Here is a 16,173-nt window from a genome sequence, read left to right on the forward strand (position 1 = left end):
GCTTCTTATGCGCGAAGAGTTGAACCAAGGCCTGATCGACTTCCTCAAGGCCTCCCCTACCCCGTTCCATGCCACCGCCAGCCTTGTTCAACGGCTGGAAGCGGCGGGCTATCAACGCCTCGACGAACGCGAGCCATGGACCACCGAAGCCAACGGTCGCTACTACGTCACCCGTAACGACTCCTCGATCGTCGCGCTCAAGATGGGCCGTCATTCGCCACTGCATGGCGGTATTCGCCTGGTGGGCGCGCACACCGACAGCCCATGCCTGCGGGTCAAGCCCCAGCCGGAGCTGCAACGCCAGGGTTTCTGGCAATTGGGCGTCGAAGTCTATGGCGGTGCGTTGCTGGCGCCGTGGTTCGACCGTGACCTGTCCCTTGCCGGCCGCGTGACCTTCCGCCGTGATGGCAAGGTCGAAAGCCAGTTGATCGATTTCAAGGCGCCCATCGCCACCATCCCCAATCTGGCCATTCACCTCAACCGTGAAGCCAACATGGGCTGGGCGATCAACGCGCAAACCGAACTGCCGCCGATCCTTGCGCAATTCGCCGGTGACGAGCGCGTGGACTTCCGCGCCGTACTGACCAATCAGTTGGCGCTCGAGCATGGTTTGAACGCCGATGTCGTTCTTGACTACGAGTTGAGTTTCTACGACACCCAAAGCGCTGCGGTCATCGGTCTGCATGGTGACTTCATCGCCGGGGCGCGCCTGGATAACCTGCTGTCGTGCTACGCCGGCCTGCAAGCTTTGCTGACCGCCGAAACGGACGAAACCTGTGTGCTGGTCTGCAACGATCACGAAGAAGTCGGTTCCTGCTCGGCCTGCGGCGCCGATGGCCCGATGCTCGAGCAGACGTTGCGTCGCCTGTTGCCTGAAGGTGACGAGTTCGTGCGTACCATCCAGAAATCCCTGCTGGTGTCGGCCGACAATGCCCACGGCGTGCACCCGAACTACGCCGATAAGCACGACGCCAACCACGGCCCGAAACTCAACGCCGGCCCGGTGATCAAGGTCAACAGCAACCAGCGCTACGCCACCAACAGCGAAACCGCCGGCTTCTTCCGCCACCTGTGCATGGCCGAAGAAGTACCGGTGCAAAGCTTTGTGGTGCGTAGCGACATGGGATGTGGCTCGACCATCGGCCCGATCACCGCCAGCCACCTGGGCGTACGTACCGTGGACATCGGCCTGCCGACGTTTGCCATGCACTCGATCCGCGAACTGTGCGGCAGCCACGACCTGGCGCACCTGGTCAAAGTCCTGAGCGCGTTCTATGCCTGCCAGGAATTGCCGTAGCCGCTGAAAGGCTTCGCGAGCAGGCTCGCTCCTACTGGTTGATACGAATCATGTGGGAGCGAGCGCTCTGCTCAGACCGGCTCATTTCTGATACACATCACCCTCGGTCACCCAAAAGCCACCTAGACTTAAATTATCCCTCCTGACAAGGCTGTCTCCATGATCTCGTTGTCTTCGTTTCACGCCATGCTGATCCCGATCCTCGCCGGGATGATCCTGCTGGCCCTCGGCTTCAACTTTCGTGACAAAAACGCCGGCGTGTTTGCCATGTGGATCGGCATGATGACGATCCTCGCCACCGTGGTGATTAAAATCCTCGCCAAACTCAACGAATAAATCCTCCCCTGGCTCGCATTGATTTAGACGGGCTCGTACACTCGGCCAATCCGTTCATCCCGAGGTTGACCGCCTAGTGCTCGCTCGTCTTTTCGCCCTGCCGTGTTTCTTCCTTGCCTGCCTCTTGGTGCTGCTGCCGATGGCACCTGCCCAGGCGGCCGGTTTGCCGAGCTTGCTCGGCGGTTCGACGAAAGCCCAGCCAGAGGCGCAAGTCCCATTGGGGCAATCGCTCGACGAAGTCATCAAGTCGCTGGAAAACGATCAGCAGCGCACCAAGCTGCTCGCGGACCTGAAGAAGCTGCGCGACGCCACCAAAAAAGCCCAACCCGCCGCCGAAGAAGGCGTACTGGGCTTGATCGGCGGCACGTTGGCCACGTTTGAAAAACAATTCTCCGGGGCCGATAGCCCGCTCAATCGCTGGTCTGAAGAGTTTGGCCTGGCTCGCGATGAGCTGTCTGCGTTGCTGCTTCCCGCCAGTGAATGGCTGCCGATCATCTTCGCCTTCGCCATGATCCTGATGGTCTGGAGCCTGTTGGCAGCAGCCCTGATCTGGGTCAGTCATCGGGTGCGGATGCGCTTCGGCCTGACCGAAGAATTGCCGCAACACCCCAAGGCGCTGGACATGTTGCGCTTCGCCCTGCGCAAGCTCGGGCCATGGATGATCGCGTTGGTGATCACCGTCTACATGAGTTACGCCCTGCCCTCATCGCTGGGCAAAAGCCTGGCCATGGTGCTGGCTTATGCGCTGGTGGTCGGCACCTGTTTCTCGGCAATCTGCGTGATCGCGTTCTCCCTGCTCGACGGCCCGCACCGCCACCGCGCCTTGTACATCCTGCGTCACCAGGCGTTCCGGCCGTTATGGCTGATCGGCAGTTTCGCCGCGTTCGGTGAAGCGCTGAACGATCCCAGACTGGTCGCCGGCCTTGGCAGTCATCTGGCCCACACGGCCGCGACGGCCGCCAACGTCCTGGCGGCGTTGTCCACCGGGCTGTTCATCATGCGGTTCCGCCGGCCGATCGCGCATTTGATCCGCAATCAGCCGCTGTCCCGACGCCTGACCCGGCGCGCCCTGAGCGATACCATCGAGATCCTCGGCACCTACTGGTATGTCCCGGCACTGGTGCTGGTGGGCGTCTCGCTGTTCGCCACGTTCGTCTCGGCCGGCGACACCAGCACCGCCTTGCGTCAGTCGCTGATCTGTACCGTGCTGCTGGTGTTGTGCATGGTCATCAACGGGCTGGTGCGGCGCCATGCCCTCAAACCGCAACGCGGTGTGAAGCGCCACGCGCTGTATTCGGAACGGCTGAAAAACTTCTTCTATACCCTCGCCCACTTGCTGGTGTGGCTGGCGTTCATCGAACTCGGCCTGCGGGTCTGGGGCATGTCGTTGATCTCGTTCACCGAAGGTGAAGGCCATGAGGTCAGCGTCAAACTGTTCAGCCTTGCCGGCACGCTGATTTTCGCCTGGCTGATCTGGATCCTCAGCGACACCGCCGTGCACCACGCGCTCACCCGTTCACGCAAAGGCCTGGCCAATGCCCGCGCGCAGACGATGATGCCGCTGATCCGCAACGTGTTGTTCGTGGCGATTTTCATTGTCGCGCTGATCGTCGCGCTGGCGAACATGGGCATGAACGTCACGCCATTGCTGGCCGGTGCCGGTGTCATCGGCCTGGCCATCGGTTTCGGCGCTCAGTCTCTGGTGGCAGACCTGATCACCGGACTGTTCATCATCATCGAAGACTCCTTGGCCATCGACGACTACGTGGACGTCGGCGGTCACTTGGGCACCGTCGAAGGGTTGACCATCCGCACCGTGCGCCTGCGGGACATCGACGGCATCGTCCACACCATTCCGTTCAGCGAAATCAAAAGCATCAAGAACTACTCCCGGGAATTCGGCTACGCCATTTTCCGCGTGGCCGTGCCCGCCAGCATGAACATCGATGAAGCCATCAAGTTGATGCGCGAAGTCGGCCAGAAAATGCGCACCGACCCGCTGCAACGGCGCAACATCTGGTCGCCGCTGGAGTTCCAGGGGGTTGAAAGCTTCGAGTCCGGCAACGCGATTCTTCGCGCCCGGTTCAAAACCGCGCCGATCAAACAGTGGGAGGTTTCACGGGCATTCAACCTGTCGCTCAAGCGTCATCTGGACGACGCAGGGATGGACCTGGCGATGCCGCGCATGAGCGTGCAGGTGGTGACCGCTGGTGGTGGACCGCAGACCGAAAACGATCAGACCACATCCACCCCGACGTGAATCGCATCATGACGCCAAAACTCCAGGTCACAATCGATCAGCCGCTCATGCTGATCGTAGTTGACCCGGGCGATGCGCAGTCCCGGGCTGCCCACTGACACCCGTAGCGCGGCGGCCGCATCCGCTGAGAGCGACGTTGGCACAATTTCGAAACGCACCCGCCCGTAGTGCAAATCGTAATGCCGTGCGTACAACTCGGTGATCGACTGATTCAAATCAAACTCGAGAATCCCCGGAAAATACTGCGGGTTCAAATAGTGCTCCACGTACAACACCAGCCGCTCATCAATGCGTCGCGCGCGGCAAATCTGGATCACGCTCGACAGCGCCGGCAATTGCAACCAGGCGCACACCGCCGCTGACGCCGGCTGCAACCGCGCCGAAATCACCTCGGTGGACGGCACCCGCCCCTGCGCGCTGACCATCGCGTGAAAGTGACTGCGCTGCATCAGGTTATAGGCCAGACGTGGCGGTGAAACGAACCAGCCGCGACGCTCCTCGCGATAAATCTGCCCCTGCGCTTCCAACTGCAACAGCGCCTCACGCACGGTAATCCGCGTGGTCCCGAACAACTCACTGAGCTTGCGCTCGGCCGGTAGCTTGCTGCCGGGCGGCAACAGACCGTGGTCGAGCTGTTCCTGCAGGACCTGACCTATGGCTGTCACCGCTTTTGTTGCCTCATCACGCATCAACGTTACCTATCTGGACTAGACCAGCACAGTTTCGGGGCAGAACCGCACTGTAACCCCGGCTCATTTTCATCCTGCAAGCGTAGGCAGTGCAGATGACTGATCGATGACAAAGCTACCCAACGGTCATGCCCACGGTCGCTTCAAGCCCTGCAATACATCGGCCAAGTCCCTTGTTCACCGGGCCTTTGCCCATGGTCTACGCTTATCTGGCACCTGCCAATACCGGGCAAATAATTGTGCTGCCGGGCGACGACCGACATGAAAGTGTCATCGAGCCCACCTAAATTGGCTCAGGTATTGCTGACCTAGACCAACACAACCGCAATCGCAGCGTTGAAAACGCCCAAAGGAGCTTCGGATGAAAAAGCTTTTCCTGGCATCACTGTTAGGCTCGACCATTGCCATGTGCACCGCCGCCATGGCGGCTGATGATTTGAAAACCCTCGAAGCCGCTGCGAAAGCGGAAGGCGCCGTCAACAGCGTCGGCATGCCCGATGACTGGGCCAACTGGAAAGGCACCTGGGAAGACCTGGCCAAAACCTACGGCCTCAAGCACATCGACACCGACATGAGCTCGGCACAGGAAATCGCCAAGTTCGCCGCTGAAAAAGACAACGCCAGCGCCGACATCGGTGACGTGGGCGCAGCGTTCGGCCCGATCGCGGTCAAGCAAGGTGTGGTTCAACCGTACAAACCGACGACCTGGGCACAGGTGCCAGACTGGGCGAAAGACAAGGACGGCAACTGGGCCCTGGCCTACACCGGCACCATCGCGTTTATCGTCAACAAGAAGCTGCTGCACGGCTCGGAAGCACCGACCAAGTGGGCTGACCTCAAGGGCGGCAAATACAAGGTTTCCATCGGTGACGTGAGCACGGCGGCCCAGGCGGCCAACGGCGTTCTGGCTGCGGCACTGGCCAACGGCGGCGACGAGAAAAACCTCAAACCTGCCCTCGATCTGTTCGCAGACATCGCCAAGCAAGGTCGCCTGTCCATGGCCAACCCGACGATTGCCACCATGGAAAAGGGTGAAATCGAAGTCGGCGTGGTCTGGGACTTCAACGGCCTGAGCTACAGGGCCAAGATGGCCAACCCGGATGACTACGTAGTGCTGATTCCATCCGATGGTTCGGTGATTTCCGGCTACACCACCATCATCAACAAATACGCAAAAAACCCGAACGCCGCCAAGCTCGCCCGCGAATACATCTTCAGTGACGCCGGCCAGATCAACCTGGCAAAAGGCAACGCGCGTCCGATCCGTGCCGAGCACGTCAAACTGCCGGAAGACGTGAAGTCCAAGCTGCTGCCTAACGAGCAGTACAAAAAGGTCACGCCGATCAAAGACGCCGATGCATGGGAAAAGACCTCCAAAGCCCTTCCTCAGATGTGGCAAGAAGAAGTCATCATCAATATGCAGTAATGCGGTAGATCCCCATCTGGAGATCTAATGGAGATCCCTGTGGGAGCGAGCTTGCTCGCGATGGGCGGACTGACCGTCAACATTGATGCTGACGGATCCTCCGCCATCGCGAGCAAGCTCATCCCACATGGGATTGAATTGACTTCAAGATTTTCGACATCCTGTTTCGCGGAGTTTTTGCCCCTATGAAGCACAACGTCATCCTTGTCGTGCTCGACGGCCTCAATTACGAGGTCGCGCGCCACACCATGGGGCACCTGCAGGCCTACGTCGGCGCAGGACGCGCAGCGCTCTACAAACTGGAGTGCGAACTGCCGGCCCTGTCTCGCCCCTTGTACGAATGCATTCTCACCGGCGTCCCGCCGATCGAGAGCGGCATCGTTCACAACAATGTCTCGCGCCTGTCCAACCAGCGCAGCATCTATCACTACGCCACCGACGCCGGCCTGAAAACCGCTGCGGCGGCTTATCACTGGGTCAGTGAGCTGTACAACCGCTCGCCGTTTATTGCCGCACGGGACCGTCACACCGACGACGAGAACCTGCCGATCCAGCACGGTCACTTTTACTGGAACGACCACTACCCGGATTCGCACCTGTTCGCCGACGCCGAAAACCTGCGCTTGCGTCATGCGCCGAACTTTCTATTGATCCACCCCATGAACATCGACGACGCCGGGCACAAACACGGCCTCGACACCCCGCAATACCGCAACAGCGCCCGTTCGGCCGACATCATCCTGGCCGACTACCTGCGCACCTGGCTCGACGCCGGTTATCAAGTACTGGTGACGGCCGACCACGGCATGAACAACGACCGATCCCACAACGGCCTGTTGCCGGAAGAACGCGAAGTGCCACTGTTTGTCCTCGGCGATGCGTTCAGCTTGAACACCAGCGCTACGCCGAAACAGACTGAAATCTGCGGCACCGTCTGCGAACTGCTGGGCGTCGCCCACGACAAACCTGTGTGCCGGGAGCTGCTCAAGTGAATGCCAATACCCGTGGCAAGTGGCTGGCGGCGTTGTGTCTTGTGCCCTATGTACTGTTCTTTATCGTGTTCGAAATCGCCCCGCTGATCTGGGTGATGATCAACAGCCTGGAATCGGAAGAGTTTGGCTGGGGCCTGGCCAACTTCACCAAGATCTTCAATTCAAAGTTCTATTTGCAGGCGATCCAGTACAGCCTTGAGATCAGTTTCTGGTCCAGCGTATTCGGGATCATCATCGCGGTGCTTGGCGCCTACTCCCTGCGTCGGGTCGACTCGAAACTGCGCAACTTCGTCAACGCCTTCGCCAACATGACCAGTAACTTCGCCGGCGTACCACTGGCCTTCGCGTTCATCATTCTGCTGGGCTTCAACGGCAGCTTCACCATCATGCTCAAGCAGGCCGGGATCATTCAGGACTTCAACCTGTACTCGAAAACCGGGCTGATCATTCTCTACACCTACTTCCAGATTCCGCTCGGCGTGTTGCTGCTCTACCCGGCGTTCGATGCCTTGCGCGAAGACTGGCGCGAGTCCGCCGAACTGCTCGGAGCCAGCGACTGGCAGTTCTGGCGGCACATCGGTTTGCCGGTGCTGACGCCAGCGCTGCTCGGCACATTCGTGATCCTGCTGGCCAACGCCCTCGGCGCCTACGCGACGGTGTATGCACTGACCACCGGCAATTTCAACGTGATGACCATCCGCATCGCGGCAATGGTGTCCGGAGATATTTCCCTCGATCCGAATCTGGCCAGTGCCCTGGCGGTGGTGTTGGTGGCGTTGATGACCCTGGTGACCATCGTGCATCAGCTGCTGTTGAAGAGGAGTTACCATGTCTCGCGCTGAACTGGGCCCCGTGGGCGTTTACCACCGCGTCGTGGTGTACCTGCTGTTTGCCATTCTGTTGTTGCCGCTGCTCGGCACGTTCATCTATTCGATCTCCAGCAGTTGGTCGGCAACTATCCTGCCCAGCGGCTTCAGCATCAAATGGTACGTGCAGCTGTGGAGCGATCCGCGCTTTCTGAACGCTTTCGGTCAATCGCTACTGGTCTGCGTCGGTGCGCTGATCCTGTCGGTGGTGCTGATTCTGCCGCTGCTGTTTGTGGTGCATTACCATTTCCCGAAACTCGACGCATTGATGAACATTCTGATCCTGCTGCCCTTCGCGGTGCCGCCGGTAGTGTCTTCGGTGGGGCTGTTGCAACTCTACGGGTCGGGGCCTTTCGCGATGGTCGGCACGCCGTGGATTCTGATTGGCTGCTATTTCACGATTGCCCTGCCGTTCATGTACCGGGCCATCACCAACAACTTGCAAGCGATCAACCTGAGCGACTTGATGGACGCGGCCCAACTGCTCGGCGCCAGCACCTGGCAAGCGGCCTTCCTGGTGGTGCTGCCGAACCTGCGCAAAGGCTTGATGGTGGCGTTGCTGCTGTCGTTCTCGTTCCTGTTCGGCGAGTTCGTGTTCGCCAACATCCTCGTCGGCACCCGCTACGAAACCCTGCAGGTCTACCTCAACAACATGCGCAACAGCAGCGGCCACTTCACCAGCGCACTGGTGATTTCCTACTTCCTCTTTGTGCTGGTTCTGACCTGGGCGGCCAATATCTTGAACAAGGACAAAAGCGAATGAGCTATGTGAGCGTCCAACATCTTCAAAAGAGCTACTCATCATCAAGGCAGGCCGGCACCACAGTATTCAGCGACATCAACTGCGAAATCCAGAAAGGTGAATTCGTTACCCTGCTCGGCCCGTCCGGTTGCGGCAAGTCCACGCTGCTGCGCTGCATCGCCGGCCTGACCTCGGTCGATGGCGGCAAGATCCTGCTCGATGGCCAGGACCTCGTTCCCCTGAGCCCGCAGAAACGCGGAATCGGCATGGTGTTCCAGAGCTATGCGCTGTTTCCGAACATGACGGTGGAACAAAACGTCGCCTTCGGCCTGCGGATGCAGAAGGTCAACGCCGACGACAGCCAGAAGCGCGTCGCCGAAGTGCTCAGTTTGGTGGAGTTGAACGACTTCGCCGCTCGATATCCGCATCAACTGTCCGGCGGCCAATGCCAGCGCGTCGCCCTCGCCCGTTCACTGGTGACCCGGCCACGCTTGTTGTTGCTGGACGAACCGCTGTCAGCCCTCGATGCACGGATTCGCAAGCACCTGCGCGAACAGATCCGTCAGATCCAGCGTGAACTGGGCCTGACCACGATCTTTGTCACACACGATCAGGAAGAAGCGCTGACCATGTCAGACCGGATTTTCCTGATGAATCAGGGAAAGATCGTACAAAGCGGCGACGCCGAAACCCTGTACACCGCCCCGGTGGATGTCTTTGCCGCCGGTTTCATCGGCAACTACAACCTGCTGGATGCCGACAGCGCCTCGAAGCTGCTGCAACGGCCGATCAGCCACCGCATCGCCATTCGCCCGGAAGCCATCGAGCTGAGCCTGAACGGCCAACTGGATGCCCAGGTGCGCAGCCACAGTTTGCTGGGCAACGTGATTCGGTACCGGGTCGAAGCCCGTGGTGTGGAATTGGTGGTAGACGTGCTCAACCGCTCGGCGGCCGACCTGCATCCCGATGGTCAGCGCCTGGCGCTTTCCATCGATCCGACGGCCCTGTGTGAGGTAGCCTGATGACCTTGCTGATGTTGAAGAGAGAACTGCACTAATGGCCCTGGCAATTTTTGATCTGGATGAAACCTTGATCCACGGCGACTGCGCCACCCTCTGGAGCGAGCAAATGGGTCGACTGGGCTGGGTCGATCCCGAGTCGTTCATGCGTCAGAACAACGAACTGATGGACGCCTACAGCCACGGCAAGTTGCGGATGGAGGACTACATGACCTTCAGCCTGGAACCGATGATCGGCCGCACACCGGAAGAGGTTGAGCACTTGGTCGGGCCTTGGGTGGAGGACTTCATCGAGCCGATTATCTTCAGCGACGCCACCAAGGCCATCGCCGCCCACCGCAAGGCCGGCGACCGGATTCTGGTGATCTCGGCGTCCGGCACGCACCTGGTGAAGCCGATTGCCAATCGCCTGGGCATCGACGAGATTCTCGGCATCGAACTGGAAGTGGCGCATGGCGTGTACAGCGGCCACACCGTGGGCACGCTGACCTACCGCGAAGGCAAGATCATCCGATTGCTGGAGTGGCTGGATGCGGAAGAGGAAAACCTCGAAGGCGCGAGTTTCTACTCGGACTCCCGTAACGATTTGCCGTTGTTGCTGAAGGTAGATTTCCCACACGTGGTAAACCCGGATCCGGTGCTGCTTGGGCACGCCGAAAAAGCCGGCTGGCCGATCCATCTCTGGAAGTAACATAAATTACCTTGTGGGAGCGTGGCTTGCCCGCGATGAACGATGACGCGGTCTGACTGATACACCGCGTCGCCTGAATCGCGGGCAAGCCACGCTCCCACAGGTTTTGTATTGTCAGACCAAGCTTTCGTCGATCACCAGCACCAGCTTCCCCGCCACCGTGTTGGTCGCCAACTCGGCAAACGCCGCTTCGGCATCCTTGATCGGGAACGTCCTGGCCAACTGCGGGCTCAAACGCCCCTCGGCAAACAGTGGCCAGACGTGCTGGCTCAAATCGCTGAACAAGTCCGCCTTGAACTGATCGTCGCGACTGCGCAAGGTCGACCCCAGCAGTTGCACACGCTTGGCCAGCACTTGCGCCAGGTCCAGCTGCGCCTCACGGCCGCCCATCAGGCCGATCAGCACCCAACGTCCATCACGGGCCAGCAGCTTGAGGTTCAGCGCCGCATAATGACCGCCAACCGGGTCGAGGATCACATCGAATGGCCCCAGGTCATTCAAACTGTCCAGGCCACCCTTGCGCACCACCCCGCCCTGCGCCCCCAGCGCCTCACAGTAAGCCAGACGCTCGGCAGAACCGACGCTGACCCAGCACGGGTTGCCAAACGCCTTGCACAGCTGAATGGCGGCTGAACCAATTCCACTTGCTCCGGCGTGCAGAAGAACTTTCTCACCCGGTTTAAGCGCCGCGAGTTGATACAAATTCAGCCAGACGGTTGCATACACTTCGGGCAGTGCTGCCGCCTCGACCAGTGACAAACCGTCTGGCACTGGCAACACATGCCGTCCGTCGACAACTACCTCTTCGGCCATCCCGCCCCCGGCCAGCAAGGCGCAAACCCGATCTCCGACCTGCCAGGAAGACCCCGGGCCGACCTCGCTGATCACCCCTGAACACTCAAGACCCAGTACTTGACTGGCCCCGGGCGGTGGCGGATACAGACCCGCTTTCTGTAACAAATCGGCGCGATTGAGACCCGCAGCCGCCACGCGAATGCGAACTTGTCCTACATCGCATGTAGGACTGGGCTCTTCAAGCCACTCCACTTGACCGTCAACGCCTTGCAATGCTTTCACAGTGCCTCCATAGTGAGTCTGGACTGAGCCCGTAGCTGTAGCCTCGGGCTTTCTTGCATTATGCGACCGGCCCTTGTGGATCCGGCGACTTCAAAGACGGCCTAATATGCGTGATCAATTGTCCCCGCGTCGAATCAGCATGAAGCATTTTTTCCCTGGCACCGCCCTAGCCCTATTCATTGGTATCGGCCTGTTGCCGCTATCGACCAATACGTTTGCAGCCAATAGCTGGGACAAGCTTCAGCCTGATCGTGACGAAGTAATCGCCAGTCTGAACGTCGTCGAATTGCTCAAGCGCCATCACTACAGTAAGCCGCCGCTCGATGACGCGCGCTCCGTGATCATCTACGACAGCTACCTCAAGCTGCTGGACCCGTCGCGCAGCTACTTCATGGCCAGCGACATCGCGGAATTCGACAAATGGAAAACCCAGTTTGACGACTTCCTCAAAAGCGGCGACCTGAACGCCGGGTTCACCATCTACAAGCGCTACCTGGACCGCGTCAAGGCGCGTCTGGACTTCGCCCTTGCCGAGTTGAACAAAGGCGTCGACAAGATCGATTTCACCACCAAGGAAACCTTGCTGATCGACCGCAAGGACGCGCCTTGGCTCAAGTCCACCGCCGAACTCGACGACCTGTGGCGCAAACGCGTCAAGGACGAAGTGCTGCGCCAGAAGATCGCAGGCAAGGACTCCAAGCAAATCCAGGAAACCCTGACCAAGCGCTACAAGAACCAGTTGGCGCGCCTGGACCAGACCCGCGCGGAAGACATCTTCCAGGCGTACATCAACACCTTCGCCATGTCCTACGACCCGCACACCAACTATCTGTCGCCGGATAACGCGGAGAACTTCGACATCAACATGAGCCTGTCCCTGGAGGGCATCGGCGCTGTGTTGCAGAGCGATAACGACCAGGTGAAAGTCGTGCGTCTGGTGCCGGCAGGCCCGGCCGACAAAACCAAACTGGTTGCTCCGGCCGACAAGATCATTGGTGTTGCCCAAGGCAACAAAGAGATGGTCGACGTGGTCGGCTGGCGTCTCGACGAAGTGGTCAAGCTGATCCGCGGCCCGAAAGGCACCGTGGTGCGCCTGGAAGTCATTCCGGCCAGCAATGCGCCTAACGACCAGACTTCCAAGATCGTGCCGATCACCCGCGAAGCGGTGAAGCTTGAAGACCAGGCCGTGAAGAAGTCCGTGCTGAACCTGAAACAGGACGGCAAGGACTACAAGCTCGGCGTCATCGAGATTCCGGCCTTCTACCTGGACTTCAAAGCCTTCCGTGCCGGTGATCCGGACTACAAGAGCACCACGCGCGACGTCAAGAAACTGCTGACCGAGCTGCAGAAGGAAAAAGTCGACGGCGTGGTCATTGACCTGCGTAACAACGGCGGCGGTTCCCTGCAGGAAGCCACCGAACTGACCAGCCTGTTCATCGACAAGGGCCCTACTGTTCTGGTGCGTAATGCCGACGGCCGTGTCGACGTGCTGGAAGACGAAAACCCGGGCGCGTTCTACAAAGGCCCGATGGCGTTGCTGGTCAACCGCTTGTCCGCCTCGGCTTCGGAGATTTTTGCCGGCGCCATGCAGGACTACCACCGCGCGTTGATCATCGGCGGCCAGACCTTCGGCAAAGGCACCGTGCAGACCATTCAGCCGCTGAACCACGGCGAACTGAAACTGACCCTGGCCAAGTTCTACCGGGTTTCCGGCCAGAGCACCCAGCATCAGGGCGTACTGCCGGACATCGATTACCCGTCGATTATCGACACCAAGGAAATCGGCGAAAGCGCCCTGCCGGAAGCCATGCCGTGGGACACCATCCATGCGGCCATCAAGCCTGCGGTCGACCCGTTCAAACCGTACCTCTCGCAACTCAAGTCCGAGCATGACGTGCGTTCGGCCAAAGACGCGGAGTTCGTGTTTATCCGCGACAAACTGGCCCTGGCGCAGAAACTGATGGCAGAAAAAACCGTCAGCCTCAATGAAGCGGATCGTCGTGCACAACACACCGATATCGAAGCCAAACAACTGGCCATGGAAAACATCCGTCGCAAGGCCAAGGGCGAAGAGCCGCTCAAAGAGCTGAAGAAAGAAGACGAAGACGCCATCGCGGCCGAGCCGGACAAGACCAAGCCAGAAGACGACGCCTACCTGAGCGAGACCGGTCGGATCCTGCTGGACTACCTGAAACTCAACAGCGCGGTCGCCAAGCACTAAGTTGTTACAATCACGATGATGGCAATTTAATGCTGACGCTCCCCGGAGCGTCATCAAACAGTCATCATTCTGTCGTGAAATAAGGGACTGGGAGCACCTCTGAAAAGAGGCTGCTCCCAGTCCTTTTTTATCGCCCCGAGATTGCCATGACCATGACAGAACAGCTGAGTGCCTTGAGTTCCATACTGGCTCAAAGCGGCTTGCACAGCCTGTTCCAGCCGATCATTTCCCTCTCCGAGCGACGCATTGTCGGCTATGAAGCCCTTACTCGCGGCCCTTCGAACAGCCCGCTGCACTCCCCCATCGCCTTGTTCTCCGTGGCGCGCCAGGCCGGTCGCTTGAGCGAGCTGGAAATCGCTTGCCGTGAAAGTGCTTGCCGACGTTTCAACGAACAGCAACTGCCAGGCAAGCTGTTTCTCAATGTCTCCCCGGAATCCCTGCTCGAAGCCGCCCACCAGCCTGGGCGCACGCTGCAACTGCTGCAGGATTTCGGTATTCCACCGAGTCAGGTGGTCATCGAACTCACTGAACAGACCCCGACCGACGATTTCCAGTTGCTGCAAAACGCGCTGCATCACTATCGGGCGATGGGCTTTTCCATCGCACTGGATGATCTGGGGGCGGGGTATTCAAGCTTGCGATTGTGGTCCGAGCTGCGTCCGGATTACGTGAAGATTGATCGCCATTTCATCGACGGGATTCACCAGGACGCGCTCAAACGCGAATTTGTCGGCTCGATCCTGCAAATCGCCAAAGCCTCGCGGGCCCAAGTGATTGCCGAAGGTATCGAATTGCCGGAAGAGCTCGCGGTGTTGACCGAGATGGGCGTCGACCTGGTCCAGGGCTATTTGCTGTGCCGTCCTCAGGAGCACCCGCCCCGGGATGCACGTAACCTGATGCCCAAACACGACAGCACCGCCGTCGCGCTTAACGACGAAGGCAGCGACCTCAGTGCCCTGCTCAACGACCAACCGGCCGTGTCGCGCGATACGCCGACCGCCACCGTGCTGGAAGCGTTCCGCCGCCAGGCCAACCTGAACTCCCTGGCGGTGCTCGACGAGCAAGGCCACCCCTGCGGCATCGTTCACCGGCATTCGCTCTCAGACGCGCTACTCAAGCCGTTTGCCACCGACCTGTTCGCGCGCAAACCGATCAGCCGCTTGATGAACGACGACTTTCTGGCCGTGGAAATGAGCCAGTCACTGCAACAGGTCAGTCGCCTGATCACCAGCCGCGCCCGCCAGCGCATCGAAGAAGATTTCATCATCACCCTCAACGGCAGTTATCTGGGACTGGGTCGGGTCATTGATGTACTCAAACTGATTACCGAACTAAAAATCCAGCAAGCCCGCTACGCCAACCCGCTGACCCTGTTGCCCGGCAACGTACCGATCCAGCAATGCCTGACGCGGTTGCTGCAACAGGAGCGCGAGTCGATCATCTGCTACGTCGACATCGACAGCTTCAAACCCTTCAACGACATCTACGGCTACGGCCGTGGAGACGAAGTCCTGTTGTGCCTGGCGCAATGCCTGAATGACCGCGTCGACCCTTCCCGCGACTTCGTCGGCCATATCGGCGGCGACGACTTCCTGCTGGTGCTCGGCCCGGAAGACTGGCGAAAACGGTTGAACCAGTTGCTGGACGACTTCCACAGCCAATGCCGACGCTTCTACCGTAGCGAACATTTGGAAGCCGAGTGCTTTATTGCGCCGAACCGTCAGGGTGTGCGGCAGGAGTTTCCATTGTTGTCATTGTCGATCGGCGTGGTCCATTTGCATCCACAGGCCTGTGGACAACTCGATGCGAGCCAGTTGGCGGAGATGGCATCGCAGGCTAAACACCATGCGAAGAATGTGCAGGGGTATAGCGTGCATGTGATTGATAGTTTGGCGGTGCCAGCAGCCGAAGAAACGCTAATGGCCGGACACCGCTAACCCGACCATTCCCACGCTCCCGCATGGGAATGCCTCCAGGGACGCTCCGCGTTCCAGTCACGCCACCGGTGTCGAGCCGGGCACCCGTTTGACGCAGAGCGTCATGGGCTGCATTCCCACGCAGAGTGCGGGAACGATCATTCAAAAAGCAGTGAGTCGAGACGCCTAAGGCGTTGCCCGCAACCGCCGCCCGATCACATCCAGCACATCACAGCCATCGCGCAACGGGATGGCGCACAGCAAGGCAAAATCGCTGAGGATGAAGGATTCGCACTCGACCGAACCGCGCATCGACATGTTCTCCAGCACCTGCGTGACGGCGCGAATTCGATAGTTGGCGGCGTCGTATAAAACATTGAGCGGCGCGTGGGTATCGACGAACAGGGTTGGCATGTCGGTGCAGTTGCTGGTGAGGGCCATGAAGCGGTTGTCGGGGTGGGGGATTGGTTTTTCATAGGGTGGATCGGGGTGAAGATTTTTCATTATTGAAACCTCTGGTAGTGAACGGTCGCTACCATCGGCCTTCCTACAGGCTTGGGTGGCAGCTATGCACGGGGTAGGAATATCGAGACCAGAGAACTCGACCACACCGAAGCGTGCCCGCGCACGGCCGCCGCAAC

Annotated in this window: 14 protein-coding genes; 11 read left to right on the forward strand and 3 right to left on the reverse strand. The window is 59.5% G+C overall.

Annotated features, from left to right (window positions below; translation table 11 throughout):
• Positions 1–7 precede the first annotated feature (7 nt).
• The 3 genes from BMS17_RS05970 to BMS17_RS05975 all read left to right on the forward strand — a co-directional run bounded on the left by BMS17_RS05970 (position 8) and on the right by BMS17_RS05975 (position 3,893).
• Entirely contained in the window at positions 8–1,297 is a 1,290-nt protein-coding gene (locus BMS17_RS05970; RefSeq protein ID WP_077430614.1) for a M18 family aminopeptidase, read from the forward strand.
• Positions 1,298–1,456: 159 nt separating this feature from the next.
• Positions 1,457–1,633 (forward strand): hypothetical protein, encoded by a 177-nt coding sequence (locus BMS17_RS30320; RefSeq protein ID WP_175648953.1) that lies wholly within the window; start codon positions 1,457–1,459, stop codon positions 1,631–1,633.
• Positions 1,634–1,709: 76 nt separating this feature from the next.
• On the forward strand, positions 1,710–3,893 hold the full coding sequence (locus BMS17_RS05975; RefSeq protein WP_077430615.1) for a mechanosensitive ion channel family protein: 2,184 nt from the start codon (positions 1,710–1,712) through the stop codon (positions 3,891–3,893).
• On the opposite strand, the gene BMS17_RS05980 is transcribed toward BMS17_RS05975, so the two are convergent.
• Positions 3,869–4,582 (reverse strand): UTRA domain-containing protein, encoded by a 714-nt coding sequence (locus BMS17_RS05980; RefSeq protein WP_077430616.1) that lies wholly within the window; start codon positions 4,580–4,582, stop codon positions 3,869–3,871. The genes BMS17_RS05975 and BMS17_RS05980 overlap by 25 nt on opposite strands.
• 361 nt (positions 4,583–4,943) lie before the next feature.
• Here BMS17_RS05980 and BMS17_RS05985 point away from each other — a divergent pair, with 361 nt between their 5' ends.
• From BMS17_RS05985 to BMS17_RS06010, 6 genes are all read left to right on the forward strand, one after another.
• Positions 4,944–6,008 carry an ABC transporter substrate-binding protein gene (locus BMS17_RS05985; protein ID WP_077430617.1) on the forward strand — a complete coding sequence of 355 codons (1,065 nt, stop codon included), beginning with the start codon at positions 4,944–4,946 and terminating at the stop codon, positions 6,006–6,008.
• Between the two features lie 185 nt (positions 6,009–6,193).
• Complete coding sequence (locus BMS17_RS05990) at positions 6,194–7,000, forward strand: alkaline phosphatase family protein (protein ID WP_046027126.1); 807 nt, start codon at positions 6,194–6,196, stop codon at positions 6,998–7,000.
• Entirely contained in the window at positions 6,997–7,842 is an 846-nt protein-coding gene (locus BMS17_RS05995; protein ID WP_077430618.1) for an ABC transporter permease subunit, read from the forward strand. The genes BMS17_RS05990 and BMS17_RS05995 overlap by 4 nt, the downstream gene beginning before the upstream one ends.
• Complete coding sequence (locus tag BMS17_RS06000; RefSeq protein ID WP_046027128.1) at positions 7,829–8,629, forward strand: ABC transporter permease; 801 nt, start codon at positions 7,829–7,831, stop codon at positions 8,627–8,629. The genes BMS17_RS05995 and BMS17_RS06000 overlap by 14 nt, the downstream gene beginning before the upstream one ends.
• Positions 8,626–9,630 (forward strand): ABC transporter ATP-binding protein, encoded by a 1,005-nt coding sequence (locus tag BMS17_RS06005; RefSeq protein ID WP_046027129.1) that lies wholly within the window; start codon positions 8,626–8,628, stop codon positions 9,628–9,630. Before BMS17_RS06000 ends, BMS17_RS06005 begins: the two co-directional genes overlap by 4 nt.
• A gap of 34 nt (positions 9,631–9,664) precedes the next feature.
• A complete protein-coding gene (locus BMS17_RS06010) occupies positions 9,665–10,318 on the forward strand; it encodes an HAD family phosphatase (protein ID WP_046027130.1) in 654 nt (217 codons plus the stop codon).
• Positions 10,319–10,432: 114 nt separating this feature from the next.
• On the opposite strand, the gene BMS17_RS06015 is transcribed toward BMS17_RS06010, so the two are convergent.
• The gene (locus BMS17_RS06015; RefSeq protein WP_046027131.1) at positions 10,433–11,395 is read right to left on the reverse strand and encodes a zinc-binding dehydrogenase; all 963 of its coding nucleotides are present in this window, start codon (positions 11,393–11,395) and stop codon (positions 10,433–10,435) included.
• 139 nt (positions 11,396–11,534) lie between these two features.
• On the opposite strand from BMS17_RS06015, the gene BMS17_RS06020 reads away from it, so the two are divergent.
• Together BMS17_RS06020 and BMS17_RS06025 are read left to right on the forward strand one after the other, a co-directional pair.
• Positions 11,535–13,616: a carboxy terminal-processing peptidase gene (locus BMS17_RS06020; RefSeq protein ID WP_175649011.1), complete on the forward strand. Its 2,082-nt coding sequence runs from the start codon at positions 11,535–11,537 to the stop codon at positions 13,614–13,616.
• Between the two features lie 146 nt (positions 13,617–13,762).
• The gene (locus tag BMS17_RS06025) at positions 13,763–15,553 is read left to right on the forward strand and encodes a bifunctional diguanylate cyclase/phosphodiesterase (RefSeq protein ID WP_046027133.1); all 1,791 of its coding nucleotides are present in this window, start codon (positions 13,763–13,765) and stop codon (positions 15,551–15,553) included.
• A 165-nt stretch (positions 15,554–15,718) separates the two neighbouring features.
• On the opposite strand, the gene BMS17_RS06030 is transcribed toward BMS17_RS06025, so the two are convergent.
• On the reverse strand, positions 15,719–16,036 hold the full coding sequence (locus BMS17_RS06030; protein ID WP_077430619.1) for a hypothetical protein: 318 nt from the start codon (positions 16,034–16,036) through the stop codon (positions 15,719–15,721).
• Positions 16,037–16,173: the final 137 nt, after the last annotated feature.

The organism is Pseudomonas sp. C9, assembly GCF_002000165.1.
In the GTDB taxonomy this organism is placed as follows: Bacteria; Pseudomonadota; Gammaproteobacteria; order Pseudomonadales; family Pseudomonadaceae; genus Aquipseudomonas.